The organism is Devosia naphthalenivorans (assembly GCF_003056355.1).
GTDB classification, from domain to species: domain Bacteria; phylum Pseudomonadota; class Alphaproteobacteria; order Rhizobiales; family Devosiaceae; genus Devosia; species Devosia naphthalenivorans.
The window spans coordinates 53,927-68,058 of record NZ_PYVW01000010.1 but is presented as its reverse complement, the minus strand read 5'-3'; the positions used below and the strand labels follow the sequence as shown (position 1 = coordinate 68,058).

Sequence of the window (14,132 nt, the reverse complement as noted above, 5' to 3'; positions counted from 1 at the left end):
CAAACCCTCGCGTAGCGCTACCGGCCAGACGGCACGCCACTGCCCATGATCGCCATTCCGGTATTTGGCTACAAAAGTCATATCAGCATCGACCGGCGCTACGGCTTCATCCGGGCCGCGGCGGTGACCTCCGCATCCCATCCCGATGGTCGGATGCTGCGCCAGGTTATCGACCGGGAGAACACCGGCAGCGAGGTCTGGGCAGACAGCGCCTACCGCTCACAGAGCAACGAGGCCAGGCTCGCCGATCGTATGCTGACCAGCCGCATCCACCGGCGCAAGCCAAAGGGCAAGTCGATGCCGATCGCCACTGCACGGGCCAATGCGGCCAAGTCCTCGATCCGGGCCAGGATCGAGCATGTGTTCGCCCATCAGAAAAAACCGGTTCGGGCTGTTCATCCGCACCATCGGCATCACAGTAAGCGCGTAACCGAGCTTGAAGTTACCCACAAGTTCTGATGGCACAGACCTGCTCTTGATCTGAAGGAATCCTCCGTGATTCCTTGTCTGGCACCGAATCGCGGAGGACGGTGCCATGAAGAATGCTGGAGAAGGATGGGCTTCTGAGGAAGTTGCAGGGTGCGATCTGGGGGGACGAACGGTTGAACCGTCGCTTGGGGGCGATGCTCGAAGCCTTGGGTGAACGGCCGGGGAAGTCTCTGCCCACGGCGTTTCAGGACTGGTCGAACACCAAGGCCGCTTACCGCTTCTTTTCCAATGAGAATGTCAGCGAAGACAGGATTCTTGAGGGCCATTTCGCGGCCACGGCTTTGCGGATCCAAGCCGCCGATGGGCCCATCCTGATCTTGCAGGACACCACGGAATTCACCTTCAAGCGCTCCGCACCGGAAAAGATAGGGTTCACAAAATTCGGGACCAACGAAAGGGGCGCGGTGTGCGGTCTGCTGATGCATGCCAGCCTGGCAATCACGCCGGACGGGCTGCCACTCGGCCTGACAGCAGCCAAATTCTGGTCGCGCAGCAAGTTCAAGGGGACAACCGCTCTCAAGCGCAAGATCAATCCCACCCGGGTGCCGATCGAGAGCAAGGAGAGCATGCGCTGGCTCGACAACCTGCGCCTGTCCACCGAACTGATGGGTGTGCCGGAGCGCTGCGTGCATATCGGGGACCGGGAAAGCGATATCTATGAACTCTACTGCCTGGCCGAGGAGCTTGGGACCAGCTTCCTAGTCCGGAGCTGTGTGGATCGCCTTGCAGAGGACGGCGAAACCACCATCGTCAAGGTGATGGCGGCGGTGCAGTCCAGCGGCACCCACGAGGTCCGGTTCCGTGATGGGCAGGGAAAAAGCCAGCACGCCATGCTCTCAATCCGGTACGCGACAATGACCGTGCGCCCGCCGATCGGGAAGCAGAAGCAATACCGGCATCAGCAGTTGCAGATCATCTACGCCGAGGAAACCAATCCGCCACAGGACCGGGCGCCGGTCTTTTGGAAGCTGATCACGAACCTGCCTGTCGAAACCCACGCCGACGCCGTGCACAAGCTTGACTGGTACGCCTTGCGCTGGAACATCGAGACCTTTTTCAAAACTCTCAAGTCCGGATGTCGGATCGAGGAATTGCGCCTGACCACGGCAGATCGCCTGGCCAACTGCATCGCGCTGTGTTGCGTTGTAGCCTGGCGCGTCTCGTGGCTCACGATACTTCGACGCAGGTCACCAGACTCCTCGCCTGCTGCTGTCTTCACAGACATCGAATGCCTTCTACTCGAGCGCTCGATGCCGGAGCGCAAGCGCGACAGCCTCCGAAACCTCGACTTCTACATCACCGCCGTAGCAAGGCTCGGAGGGTATCTCGACCGAGCCTCCGACGCGCCGCCGGGAACCACAGTAGTGTGGAGAGGCTTCTCCCGACTCGCCGACCTTGTCGATGGAGCTCGTATCGCACAAGACCTATCATGAGCACTTATGGGTAACTGCAAGGTAGCCTTGGCGCTTACATCAAAACTACGGTGCCAATACCTCAGTCGCCGCCTTCAGGTCAGACGGCATCTCCTTGGCGCTTACCGACCGTCTGATCTTCCATGAAAAGCGCGCCGCAACGGCATGAGTCTGCCCGGAATACGGGAAACGCCCTTACCGGGGCACCGCCACCGTCAATCGCAGCAACAAGTCCACCCTAAACGCTGAACTCAGCCCGCCCTCATGACACTGCCGGGCTCATCAACCAGTTTTTGCGGGCGTCCAGCTGTGAAGGGGAAATGCCAGCGCGGCGTGCCACGTAGGAAACGCTCATGCCGGCTGCATGGCTTCCTCAACCAGACGCACCTTGTCGCTGACAGACCAGCGCCGCCGGCGCTGCACAGAGGTAATGACTTTGACCCGCCGAAGCGGCTCATCACGAACTCTTGGACATAGTCGTACTCATAGGCGCATGCCTATGCCTTATCGGCTATGCCACCTGTCCGGTCAAAATGGGGTGCGCGCCAGACCCCAATGTTCTGCTCTTCGTTGAACCTGCTGCGTTTCATCCGATCGTCCCTAAGCGACGTCGGACTCAGCCAAACCGCCGGAGGCACGGTACCAATCACGTTTCTTAATCCCCCGCAACGCTCGCGATAGTGCGATGCAGCTATACCCGCACCCAGCTTGCAGTAGCGAACGCTGCTATCTCCCCAGACTCCGCCAGCATCTTCGACTGCAACACCTGCAATCGCTTCCCTCGCTTTAGGAACTCTGCAACAAATTTCACCCGCCCTTCAGTTACGGGACGTAAGTAGCGAATGCTCGTTTCCACGGTCGCCGACGGGCCGACCCTCATCTTCAGTAAATGTCCCATACAAGTATCAAGTCCGAGCGCGATTACGCCTCCGTGTAAAGACCCGTGCAAGTTTCCCATCCATGGGTGTACTTGCATTTCCGCGGTACAGGTTGCGTCATCATAGGAAAAACTGATTCCGAGTGCCTTAACAAGGAACATTTCTTCGTCATCTCCACCGCTGCCACCTACCAGAGACTTCCTGAACACTGACAAGATTTCATTCGATTCCGCTGTCGCCAATTCACTTGCAGCGGCACGCTCAATCTCGGATGAATCGATCATTTCTCTCCTCCTAATCAAGGCGTCACTACTACTGGGTGCGTCGGACAAATACCGACCCAACGCAGACAATTACCACCGCGGATAACAAACTCACAACTGAAGCGAGTGCTGCTAGCGTTCCGTACGAACCCGATTCAAATATCTCTAGAATGACAAAACCCACGACCGGGGCACGTGCGTTGGCCAGTATGGATGCAGCTGTAAGCTCTCCGGCCATTAGTACGAACAACAACCCCCAGCCTGCTATCAGGCCCGGCGACATCAAAGGTAGCGATATCCGAAAAAAGGTGCGGCCACCACCAGCGCCGCAGATTGCGGACGCTTCTGTAAGGTCATTTCCTACTTGTCCTCCTGCTACTGAAGCAGCAATCGAAGCCTGCGGCATATAAATAACCAGATAGGCCATCAGCAGCATCATTACCGTCCCCGACAGATGAAACGGTGCTGCGCCAAAAGATAGAAGAAACCCGATTGCGATCACCACGTGAGGCAACGCCGCGGGAAGCTTTGAGACACCGTCCGCCACCTTGCTCATAACTGGTTTGGCGGATTTGATATAGATTACCAATACTGCGGCAACTAGCATTGACATCGTCGCTCCGACGACGCCGATAAGAACACTGTTGCGCAGAGCTTCTATTTCTGACCCGCCGCCCCAAAATAGTGCTTCGTAGTGTTGAAACGATAGATTCGCAAAGATGTTGGTTCCGGTCCAGTATGGCTGGAGCGACACCAGAATCAACGCTGCCAACGGTAAGATCGACGCCGCCATCATGTAGGAAAGGATCAGCATTCGGGCCGGCCACCTCAAGGCGCCAAGCTTGACCATTGAGTCCGCTCGCGCCCGACCGGATACTTTCGCAAAATTGCCACCCATCAAAGCTTTCCGCTGAAACACCCAGATAAATAGAATGACCGCCATTAGCATCATTCCTAACACCAGGGACCCCGCCAGGTCGGGTGGATACGTAACAGTTAACATTCGCACCATCCTAACAGACAATATATCGATGCCTGCGGTGGGAGCGATGATTACAGCTGCCGAATAGAGGGAAAGACCTTCTATCACTAAGAGCAATCCTGCGGCGATGATTGCGGGTGCAATTGAGGGAAGCGATATTTTCGTCGCTGTCCGCCACATGGACCCGCCGCTTACGCGTGAAGCTTCCTCAAGTGCTGGATCAACATTCTTGAAGGCCGAAGCCACGATCACGTATGCGTATGGGACAAGAAACATCGTGTACAACGATATTAGCCCACCCCACGAATAAATGTTAATAGAACTAACAGCGGGCAACCAACTTCCGAGCAAATTATCAAGGGCTACGGAGATAAACCCGACCTTTTCATTCAGCAAGAATGTCCATCCGATCGCAATGGCGACGTGAGGAATAAGCAAGGGAACTAGTGGTATTAAGTTCCCAAACACTCCTAAACTTGCATCAGTTCGCTCGTTTATCCATGCAAACAACGACGCAATACAGAGAGCGCAAAAGCCACTTACTGCGACTGTGATTCCGGTATCTGCAACCACGCCGGGTAGCCAGTCGGACGACAAAACGTCAAAGAAGGCCGCAAATTGCCACGCCTGATCGGCGTATACTGAGCGTAGCACCATCCTTCCGATTGGATATAGAACCAACAGCAGCAACAACAAAACTAAAATTACTACGACGCTGCGAAATATTTGCAGCTGATTTCTCGCTATCTTCGGCGGAACTGCTACTGCAGACGAGTTACCATAGGCGCTCATTCTGTCACCTCAGACGCCAGCACATGAATATCCGACGCACTAATGCCAACCCACCGGGCGGCATCCCCCTGTCCGGCCGCCTCATCCGTCGACCACACCTTGATAGTCGTATCGCCTAGCCGACAGTTGTATTGCGTGTACGGGCCAAAGAACGACTGCTGCCCGATTTCAGCTAGCCATGCGTTTGTGGTCGAAGTGCGAACCGTCTGCATTGTCCACATCTCAGGACGAGAAACAAGCTTCACATTGTCGCCAATATTTATGCGCAGTTTGTGTGGACTGGCGGCGGAAATTTCGCCTAGTTCCGTGTGCACAATTATCGTTTTCTCATCAACTCTACATACACGACCGCATAGGATATTTGTATCACCGACAAACTGCGCAACATAACTGCTGGAAGGTTTGCGGTATACCTCACGAGGAGCATCGCACTGCTCAATGCGGCCAGAATTAAGGACCGCTATTTTATTTCCTAAACTCATTGCCTCGTGCTGGTCGTGAGTTACGTATAGGGCCGAAAAGCCGACACTCGCCTTAATCGAAAGCAATTCCTCTCGCAGTTGCTCTCGCACCTTCGCATCAACGTTTGAAAGCGGTTCGTCAAAGAGGATCAACGAACTGCGACCGACGATAGCCCGCGCTAGCGCGACCCGTTGCTGCTGTCCTCCGCTTAGTTGTGAGGGATACTGCTTCTCCAACGAATCTAGTCCGACGGCTTCCAACACTTCCATGACTCGGTCATGCGCCGCGCGGCCCTTTATTCCTGCCGCCCTTAAGGGATACGCGATGTTGTCCATGACAGACATGTGTGGCCAGAGCGCATAAGACTGGAAGATCATGCTGATCTCGCGTTCTTCTGGCGGAAGGAATATACTTTGTGAGGACGAGAATACTAGGCGTCCGGCAATTTCAATATCTCCCTCGTCGGGACGCTCCAAGCCGGCTACGCAGCGTAGCAATGTGGTCTTACCGCATCCCGATGGCCCGAGTAACACCAGAAGATCATCTTGTGAGACATCAAGCGAGACGTTATCGACGGGCTTGACAACACCTCCGTCCCTGCCTCCCCTTCTGTAGGACTTGGATAGATTTGTTATTCTTACAGCGGGTATCTCATTACCCACTGTGACAGCCCGCTCACTAATAATGGCAGTCTGCCGCGGCACCTGCATCAGCCCCATTCATTCGCCTCCAGATGATTGCACCCTTCCCCCACCAACACGAGTTGCTGATGGGGCGATGACCTGCGTTTTAGCGCATACCGAGCAGGGCCATGATTTCAGCCGCCTCAGCTTCGGATATTCCAAATTCAGGGGTTACGTAGTCTGAAGCGAACGGCAAGCAACCCGAAACATCTCCCAGTCCGGAGGAGGAAACTTCCGCACAAGCTATGCCCTGACCTTCCTCTGAAAGATACCACTCAAGAAAAATCTGGGCATTTTCTGGATTGGGAGCTTTGGCCGCTATTGCGATCGACGTTTCGTTGCCCAAGGTGGGCTGACCGACCGGAACGATTCCGATCGGAGCGTCTTGCTTAAGCAGAGCCGTAGCATGGGTCGCCGCTGGGGGGACAGCTATGTCCGCGGCGCCCGAAGCTACTGCTTGCGCAGCATCGACCCCTCCTTTCGCAATAGTGAGGTCCTGTTTCGCCAATGTAGTGAGAAACTCATCACCAAATGTTTCCCGGATATGGAAGGCCCACGACATATAGGTTTCCGCCGAACTTGGGTCCACAAGCGTGATTCTTCCCTTCCATTTCGGATCGAGAAGATCCGACCACGCCTTGGGAGATTCTTCTTCAGAAACGTTGTTCGTGTTGTAGAATATCAGACTTTCCGCAAAGACTGCCTTTGCATGGTTCTCGGTCTTGAGATCGTCTGGCCAATCATCATAAGCCTCTACGCCAGAAAGAGGCCTAAACCACTCGGGGTTCTCTTCGAAGACCACGGGGGTTGCGATGATTATAACGTCAGCGGCATTCACACCACTTACAGCCTCGTTGGCGAAGCGTGTTGCTAGATTTCCCGTAACTAATCGCAAAAGAGTGACGTCGATTTCAGGATATCGCTCGTTAAACCCTTCTGTTAACGCCTTAGAAACAGGTTCAGCGTGACTAGAATAAACGGTTAGTTCCCCCGATTGAGCGTAAACTGTCGTGCCCGTGGTCACAGTTAACATAGCGGGCATCGCGATAGCCATTAGTAGGCGCTGCGCGGCAAATTTCCTCGGCTGCATGCTCTTCCTCCTCACGCGTGAAATTACTTCACCTCGATAGTCAGTCGTATGACGAACGCCCCAACCGAAAGAAACTCCACGGCAGGGGCACCACGGGTCAACCACAAAATCGTATAATCCCATTGTTAGGCTTATAAGCCGTTGAACGTCTCGTCAAGCGTGTTATGTAAGCCACGCCTGACTTGCGGGACTGCTTCAATCCCTAGTGGGCAGACTGGTCCGCTGTGATGTCTACTAAGGAGGTGAGTCGTCGTATGTAGGGGGAGGAAGCAATGGCCAGCCTTGACAGCATTACGAAACCTTTGCCCGAAGCAGGGCGACTGGCCCGGATTGACGACCGTAGTCTATGGACATCGGGCAGCTCAAGGCGAAATCCTGCTTCATACATTGGGGAAGCCGTCTACGCGCGCTCCCGATACAAGACGCCCCACATGATCGCCCAGCGCACCCGTCCGGGCGCCGGGGCTTGCGACACGCCGTCCGTGCATAAGCAGCAGGTATATTTGGGGCGACGGGTCACGATCACCCGAACTGGGCAGGGACCACGTCGAGCCGCTCGGAGATACCCTCACCAATGCAGTGCAGACCACCGCCGCAGTGCAGACCAGCCTTTGGGGCTAGATTATCTCTTCGATCCGCGGCAGGTGCTTGAGGAGAGAACCATCGGTTAGTGCTGCAGGGTTTGGCCGACGTGGGATCGAGAAAGGAGGGCACAAGAGCGCCCGTGCTACGTTGCTCGCACAAACAGGATTCCCGAAGCGATACATGCTGGTGACTGAACGTAGGTCTATTTGACCAATGTCGCCTTGGCTGAGCTGCAAATAAGCTTCTTTAGCTTATTTCGTACTAGAAAACTGCTTATTCCCAGGACGATACATCGCGTCGGCATGGCAAGATATTTTACAGTACTGCTCCGAAATGCTTGATCGCAACCCTGTTCTATTTTTAGCATCTCGTTCAGACCCCAGGGTCAAATGCACCAGAGCGCTATGCGCCTCTTGGTATAGGGTACATCTCGAAATCGGCACCACCGAGTGTAAGCTCTTCGTTGGTGAAGCCGATTAGCTTTGAAGCGTAAGAGATCACTTGCTTCACCTCAACGCTGTTGGTGATATCGAGCTGCGCCAAGTCGATCTGGTCAAAGCTTAGTGCTCTAAGATCATGTGCCCTTGGTCCATTCATGACCGCGCCTTTGCCGTTCGTCTTCAGCGAGGCGATGACATGCAGGAGATAGGCATAATCGCCGTTCTTCGCGGGCGGCACGCCATAGCCAAAGCGGCCGAACTGGTCATTGGCTGGATTAATCCCCGTGCCCCACGCCTTGTCCGAGAAGGGCGGATTGGCGACGACGAAATCGAACGTCTTCAAGCCGCCCTCGGGGTTCTTGAAGTGGGGGCTTGAAAGCGTGTTGTCCCGCCAGATCTCCGCCGTCGGGCAATCATGCAGCACCATGTTCATCTTGGCCAGGGCGCGCGTGGCGACATCCTTTTCCTGACCATAGATGGTGATGCCATGCGGCGCTTCATCGCGCTTTCAGCAGCAGCGATCCCGAGCCGCAGGTAGGATCGTGAATCGTCTGGTCGGCGCTTTTCGATGCGCTGATGCCGATCGCCTTGGCCATGATCCGCGATACTTCGGCGGGCGTGTAGAACTGGCCCTTGCTCTTGCCCGACTCAGTCGCGAAGTGGCGCATGAGATATTCATAGGCGTCGCCGAGGATATCGTCACCTTCAGCGCGGTTCCTGCGGAAATCCAGCTCCGGGCGGTTGAAGATGGCAACGAGGTTGGAGAGGCGATCCACCATCTCCTTGCCGGTGCCGAGCTTCTCAGGATCGTTGAAATCGGCGACATCGATCACGCCCTTCAGGTCGTTGGCCTCGGCGAGCTTGGCGATGATGATGTTGATCTTCTCGCCAATCTCCTTGTCGCCTTTAAGCGCAACCATGTCGGCGAAGCTGCCGCCGGCGGGCACCTCGATTATGCCATTGGGATCGCCCGCATATTTGTCGGAAACGTATTTTACAAAGAGCAGCACCAGTACGTAGTCTTTGTATTGCGAGGCATCCATGCCGCCCCGCAATGCGTCGCAGCTTGCCCAAAGCTTGCTGTAGATTTCCGATTTTTTGACTGCCAACTTAATGCCCCGCAAATTCCTGGGCGAACATATCAGGGAGGGCAGATGGCGCAACCGGACTTAGGCCCGAACGTCAAAGTCAAATTCAGGCAATAAGCTTAACAAGCTTATTGCCTACCGGATAAATGGCCAGTGTATCCGGGCTTGTTCATGCTGATTCAATTAAGTGGTACGATTTCTGTCGTGGAATGACGAGAATTTCGGATGGAAAATGTCTTTTTCGAAACGGACTTTAGTCTGCCTAGCGAGGATAGATCTCGAAATCCCGTCCAAGCGACAGCTCATTGTTGGTGAAGCCGATTAGCTTTGAAGCGTAGGCAACAACTGTGCTGACATCACCTTCGCTGCCGCTGTCGATCTCTCGAACATCGATTTCATCGAAGCTCAAGCTGCGCCAAGCATCGATCATTGGTCCGTTCATGTTCATCGCCTCTTCAAACGATGCCGTGAGTGCGTCTTCAATGATCCATACAGTGTGAAGGTGAATGTTTGAGAGCTCCCCGTCGCAACGCCAATGCCTTGAGCCTTCGGCATCAAGGAACGCGGCAACGCGGGGAAGTCGAAGCTGATTGAAGCTTCGGTGGTAGTTCCTACCGATCAGCCTTCGAGAGATCAGATTATAAAGGTGATCAAACGCTTTCATCTCGAATGCGCCTCGGGAGAGGCCTTCGGCCTGTCGCCTTTGGCGACGTTGCGCTTCGTGTTCAAACGTAAGCGTTACAAAGTATGATTTAGTGCCGCGTGAAGCGTGTTCGAGGAACCAGCTCTTGAAGTATTCGGCATAGGCTTCATTGATACGATGTGGATTATTCATTTCCTTTCCAGGTAAACCGGAGCTCCGATTGCATCGGCTTTCCGGTAATTAGTGAAATCCTTCCACAGAGCTTCTGAAGCTTCTTTTCCAAAGCTTTCAAACCCGTCCAGGAAACGGTCCTGTCGGGTTTGCAGAAGATGAGGGAGGAGCGAGATCAGAGGATGACCGTCGTGGTCTGCGTATCCATCCGAAACTATTTATAGCGAGAGATGATGAAGCGCTCCCGCTGATAGTGGAATTTTTGGACTACTCCATTCGACGGTTGATCTTCACAGGCCATAGCCGGATCGGGTGTCGGTTTGAAGAGGCAACGCAATGAAGATCAGCACGCGGGAGCGGGTCCTTGGATGTTTGTTAGGCGGCGCATGTGGAGATGCTCTTGGAGCGCCTTTTGAATTCTCTTCACACGCAGAGATGATCATCAAGTGCGGCCCGCGCGGGGTGCAGGAGTTTTGGCCGAGATACGAGACTCTCGCCCGAGTGACCGACGAGACGCAGCTAATTCTATTCACCGTTGCGGGCTTGATCGAGAGCCGCCGTGATAAGTCGCTGAGCGAAGTTGAACACCTTCACGTCGCCTATTTGGCTTGGCTCTCCACGCAGGGCATAGCGAGTCCGCTTCTTCCTGATTTCCAAAACAGCTATGAGGCTCTGATCGATGTCATTGCTGCGCACGGCGATCGGGTGCCTAATGCCGAGACGATGGCGGCGCTGAGCGAAGCTAAAGAGCTAGGCCGATCAGCTGGTATCGTCGCTCCAGGAAATGGAGCGGTGGCAAGAGCTGCTCCTTTCGGACTCCTTTACAGCGCGACACCTCAAAGAGCCTACCATGCGGCCGTTGCTGATGCTCGCCTGACACATGACGATCCGCGTGGGTACATTGCGGCCGGAGCCTTCGCGATGATGATTGCCTGGGTCATGAAAGGGCACACAATTGCCATGGCGGTTGAACGATCACTTATGTTTCTGCGCCTTCAATCAGGTCACGAGCCCACGTTGCATGCCGTCATGAACGCACCATGGAAATGGTCAGATTTTTTTCAGCGTCCCGAATGGATCGGCTTCGGATGGACAGCTGATGACGCTCTCGCCATTACTGTCAATGCAGTTCTTACAACCAACTCGCTTCACGATGCAGTTGCGGCGGCGGCTAATCATAACGGAGACAGCGATACCACGGCCTCGATGGCAGGCAATCTTGCTGGAGCTCTTTACGGTGCGCGAGCAGTCCCAGGTCAGTGGCTGGAAAAGGTGGAGCTCCGGAAGGAAATAATCAGCTCAGCGAGGCTTTTGTGCTCGTACATAGCCGAGTGTTCCCGCTGTTTTAGCCATGACGAGCTCCACCCAGGCATTTAATTTCCCGCAATTTAAATTATCTCTCTAAGCGGTGTGATTTCGTCGGTAGGTGGACCTTTTCCTTCATCAAGGTACCAGAAGTACCCGTTCACTGCCGAGGATCGCCACAACCCTCAAATGACAACACAATCGTCTTCATTAAAGTCGGCGATATCTCGCGACATTCCGATTACAATGTCCATGCTCCTCTCAGGTAGAAGAATGCGACCAAGGCGCGGTGGATTGCGTCTGCCCTCATCGCAACTTCATCTGCCTTCTTCGTTTCGCTGCAAGAGCGGGAAAGCGAGTCAACCAATGTTCACTGATCCGATCCAATGGGCCCGAGTCCGGCACCGGGTGGCTGAGGGTGAATCGATCAGGGGAGTATCTCGGGCGGAGGGAGTAAGCCGCAACAGCATTCGGAAGATGCTGCGGCGCGACCAGCCCTCCCGCTATGTTCGCCCGACACGATCAAGGTTGATTAGTGATCATGAGCACTTGATCGATATTATGCTCGCAGAGGATGAGACCCGTCCACAATGCGACCGCAGAAGCGTCGCCTGTATTTTCCGCATTCTGCGGGATCAGCATAGTTTCGGCGGAGGCTACGATTGCGTTCGTCGATACTGCCGCAGCGTGCAAGTCCCTGAGATAAGCTTTGTGGTTAGGCCGGCCGCTGATATCGAATCTGCAGACAGCCTGGGCGTCCTTAGGTCGCCACGTGCTTACCGGCTCGATCCCCATGCCCTGCCAGGATCAGCCAGAATAGCGCTACGCCTTCATCGCGACCGCCGGTCGGAGCGCGCAGCCGAAGTGGCAAACTGGATCGATCGACTGCGCGGAGACCGCCTGGAACTGCCCTTACGCGGAGACCCGGACACCGTCGCTCGGCTCCTCCGCAGCGTCCACGATCCGCGAAGCCGGCAGCGCAATCGAGCCGTCACAGTGTTGGCGCATGAACAAGGCTTTCCCATTAAGCAGATCAGCGCCTACCTTGGTCTAAGCCGCAACACATCTCGCCGCTATCTGCGGACATATCGGGAAGCAGGCGTCGAACGACTTATGGCGCCAATGACGCGAGGGCCACTGAAGGCCGAAAGTGAAGTTCTGAAGACAGCGGTTTTCCGTCTCCTACATGAGCCGCCGAAAGATCACGGGGTTAATCGAACGTCTTGGATTATGCGTGATCTAAGGGCGACACTTGAACGCCAAGGCTTTCCGGCCTGCTTGCATGTCCTTCGCCAGATAATCCAAGAGGCTGGCTGGAAGTGGCGAAAGGCGAGAACTGTCCTAACCTCGCAAGATCCGGCCTATCGTGAAAAGCTCGCCGCAGTTCAAACGATATTGTCGAATCTGGCGTCAGACGAGGCCTTCTTCTCAATCGACGAGTTTGGTCCTTTCGCCGTCAGGATGAAACAGGGACTGATGCTCGATCCGCCCGGCCCTCACCGGGTGGTACCGCAATGGCAGAAGTCCAAAGGCTGCATGATCATGACAGCCGCCCTGGAACTGAGCGGTAACCAGGTCACGCACTTCTACAGCGATAAGAAAAACACGACCGAGATGATTCGAATGATGGATGTCCTGCTCGAAAGGTATGCAGATCGCCGCACGCTTTATCTTTCATGGGACGCGGCCTCGTGGCACGTCTCTAAGAAGCTAAAGCAACGGATAACTGAGCATAACCTGACAATAGAGGCATCTGGCCTGCCTCGAGTGGAAACTGCACCACTCCCGTCCGGCGCACAGTTCCTCAACGTCATAGAGTCTGTGTTCAGTGGGATGTCCCGTGCCGTAATCCACAACAGCAATTACCAATCCGTCGACGCTGCTCGTGCTGCGATCGACCTCTATTTCGCCGCCCGGAATCAGCAATTCCGGGACAATCCCAAGCGCGCCGGCAACCGCATCTGGGGCGACGAGCGCGTGCCACCGGCCTTTTTGGACAGCAACAACTGCAAGGACCCGACTTGGCGATGACTTATGCCGTCTGAACGCGCGACCCTTAAACGGGCGATCCTTAGCCTTCGATAGGGACCGGAGGCTTACTCTACGCGCCTGGACGTTAACACAGTCCCTACCGAGAGGGCCTACAATCTCCCACGAATTCAAGACTGTCGGCCTGAGCGAAATATCCCCTGAATACAAATACGAGCTGCTTTCCTTTGTAAACTTCTGTGCTCGTGTTTTGGGAGTTTAGCAGAAATACCTCTGACCCCACTGCCGGGCCTTCTATCTCGTTCAGATCCTCTATATTAGAGTCGTTATCGCTATCATCGAGATACCAGTACTGCGGTGCATAGTTAGCTACCTTAAAAGTGCAAAGCGTATCTTGCGGCATACTTTGAAAGTCGGCCCAACCGTCCGAATTCGTTAATGACACGTCGGCTGTGGTCGAACAAAATGCTAAGTGCCGCCCGTCCAATTTTATAGATCCACCGGCCCCAACATCTAAGAAGAAGCTGTTTTGCCAGATGTCGCCAAACTCATTGCAATCACCCTCAACAGCAAAGCGGCCGTCTCTGACCTTGGTGACAGACGCGGCTACACAGGAGACCTCAGGGTAAGCATATGAATTGCCGGAATTTGACACCTCAAACTCGACCATCTCCAATTCATTGGCGATGAGAGCTTTGCATTGTTGCTTGTCTGGCAGGTAGGCGCCATCGGCTAAGGGCAACGCTTCGGCGTGTGCCGTAATGACCTGTGCAGACAAGACTAGGAAGGTGGCGACCGTCAGCCTCAAGATTTCAGCTCCATGTCTCGTTCCTTCTTGCATGCGTTCTCTCGTACGCTAC

At 54.8% G+C, this 14,132-nt stretch carries 12 protein-coding genes and 1 pseudogene; 4 read left to right on the top strand and 9 right to left on the bottom strand.

Translation table 11 applies throughout. From position 1 onward, the window contains the following. The first annotated feature begins 45 nt into the window (after positions 1 to 45). Positions 46 to 459, top strand: a complete 414-nt coding sequence (locus tag C8264_RS13340; protein WP_205245680.1) for a transposase — start codon at positions 46 to 48, stop codon at positions 457 to 459. A gap of 83 nt (positions 460 to 542) precedes the next feature. Then, a complete protein-coding gene (locus C8264_RS13335; protein WP_108461477.1) occupies positions 543 to 1,922 on the top strand; it encodes an IS4 family transposase in 1,380 nt (459 codons plus the stop codon). Between the two features lie 670 nt (positions 1,923 to 2,592). On the opposite strand, the gene C8264_RS13330 is transcribed toward C8264_RS13335, so the two are convergent. The 8 genes and pseudogenes from C8264_RS13330 to C8264_RS13300 form a co-directional block, all read right to left on the bottom strand. Continuing rightward, on the bottom strand, positions 2,593 to 3,063 hold the full coding sequence (locus C8264_RS13330; protein WP_108461476.1) for a PaaI family thioesterase: 471 nt from the start codon (positions 3,061 to 3,063) through the stop codon (positions 2,593 to 2,595). A 28-nt stretch (positions 3,064 to 3,091) separates the two neighbouring features. Beyond that, entirely contained in the window at positions 3,092 to 4,816 is a 1,725-nt protein-coding gene (locus C8264_RS13325) for an ABC transporter permease (RefSeq protein WP_108461475.1), read from the bottom strand. Continuing rightward, positions 4,813 to 5,997: an ABC transporter ATP-binding protein gene (locus C8264_RS13320; protein WP_205245679.1), complete on the bottom strand. Its 1,185-nt coding sequence runs from the start codon at positions 5,995 to 5,997 to the stop codon at positions 4,813 to 4,815. The genes C8264_RS13325 and C8264_RS13320 overlap by 4 nt, the downstream gene beginning before the upstream one ends. A 70-nt stretch (positions 5,998 to 6,067) precedes the next feature. Continuing rightward, positions 6,068 to 7,051, bottom strand: coding sequence for an ABC transporter substrate-binding protein (locus C8264_RS13315; protein WP_162783635.1), 984 nt, complete (start codon positions 7,049 to 7,051; stop codon positions 6,068 to 6,070). A gap of 445 nt (positions 7,052 to 7,496) precedes the next feature. Further along, positions 7,497 to 7,719, bottom strand: a pseudogene (locus tag C8264_RS13310) (IS66 family transposase zinc-finger binding domain-containing protein); the annotation flags it as partial. A 319-nt stretch (positions 7,720 to 8,038) separates the two neighbouring features. Then, on the bottom strand, positions 8,039 to 8,518 hold the full coding sequence (locus tag C8264_RS22740) for an HsdM family class I SAM-dependent methyltransferase (protein WP_281261450.1): 480 nt from the start codon (positions 8,516 to 8,518) through the stop codon (positions 8,039 to 8,041). Between the two features lie 55 nt (positions 8,519 to 8,573). Continuing rightward, positions 8,574 to 9,185, bottom strand: a complete 612-nt coding sequence (locus tag C8264_RS22735) for a class I SAM-dependent DNA methyltransferase (protein ID WP_281261449.1) — start codon at positions 9,183 to 9,185, stop codon at positions 8,574 to 8,576. Between the two features lie 241 nt (positions 9,186 to 9,426). Next, positions 9,427 to 9,999 carry a hypothetical protein gene (locus C8264_RS13300; protein WP_108461473.1) on the bottom strand — a complete coding sequence of 191 codons (573 nt, stop codon included), beginning with the start codon at positions 9,997 to 9,999 and terminating at the stop codon, positions 9,427 to 9,429. Between the two features lie 315 nt (positions 10,000 to 10,314). Here C8264_RS13300 and C8264_RS13295 point away from each other — a divergent pair, with 315 nt between their 5' ends. Continuing rightward, positions 10,315 to 11,355, top strand: a complete 1,041-nt coding sequence (locus tag C8264_RS13295) for an ADP-ribosylglycohydrolase family protein (RefSeq protein WP_108461472.1) — start codon at positions 10,315 to 10,317, stop codon at positions 11,353 to 11,355. 792 nt (positions 11,356 to 12,147) lie between these two features. Next, a complete protein-coding gene (locus C8264_RS13285; protein ID WP_245893172.1) occupies positions 12,148 to 13,314 on the top strand; it encodes an IS630 family transposase in 1,167 nt (388 codons plus the stop codon). A 97-nt stretch (positions 13,315 to 13,411) separates the two neighbouring features. Here the strand turns inward: C8264_RS13285 and C8264_RS13280 are convergent, their stop codons facing one another. Further along, entirely contained in the window at positions 13,412 to 14,113 is a 702-nt protein-coding gene (locus tag C8264_RS13280; protein WP_108461470.1) for a hypothetical protein, read from the bottom strand. Between the last annotated feature and the right edge of the window lie 19 nt (positions 14,114 to 14,132).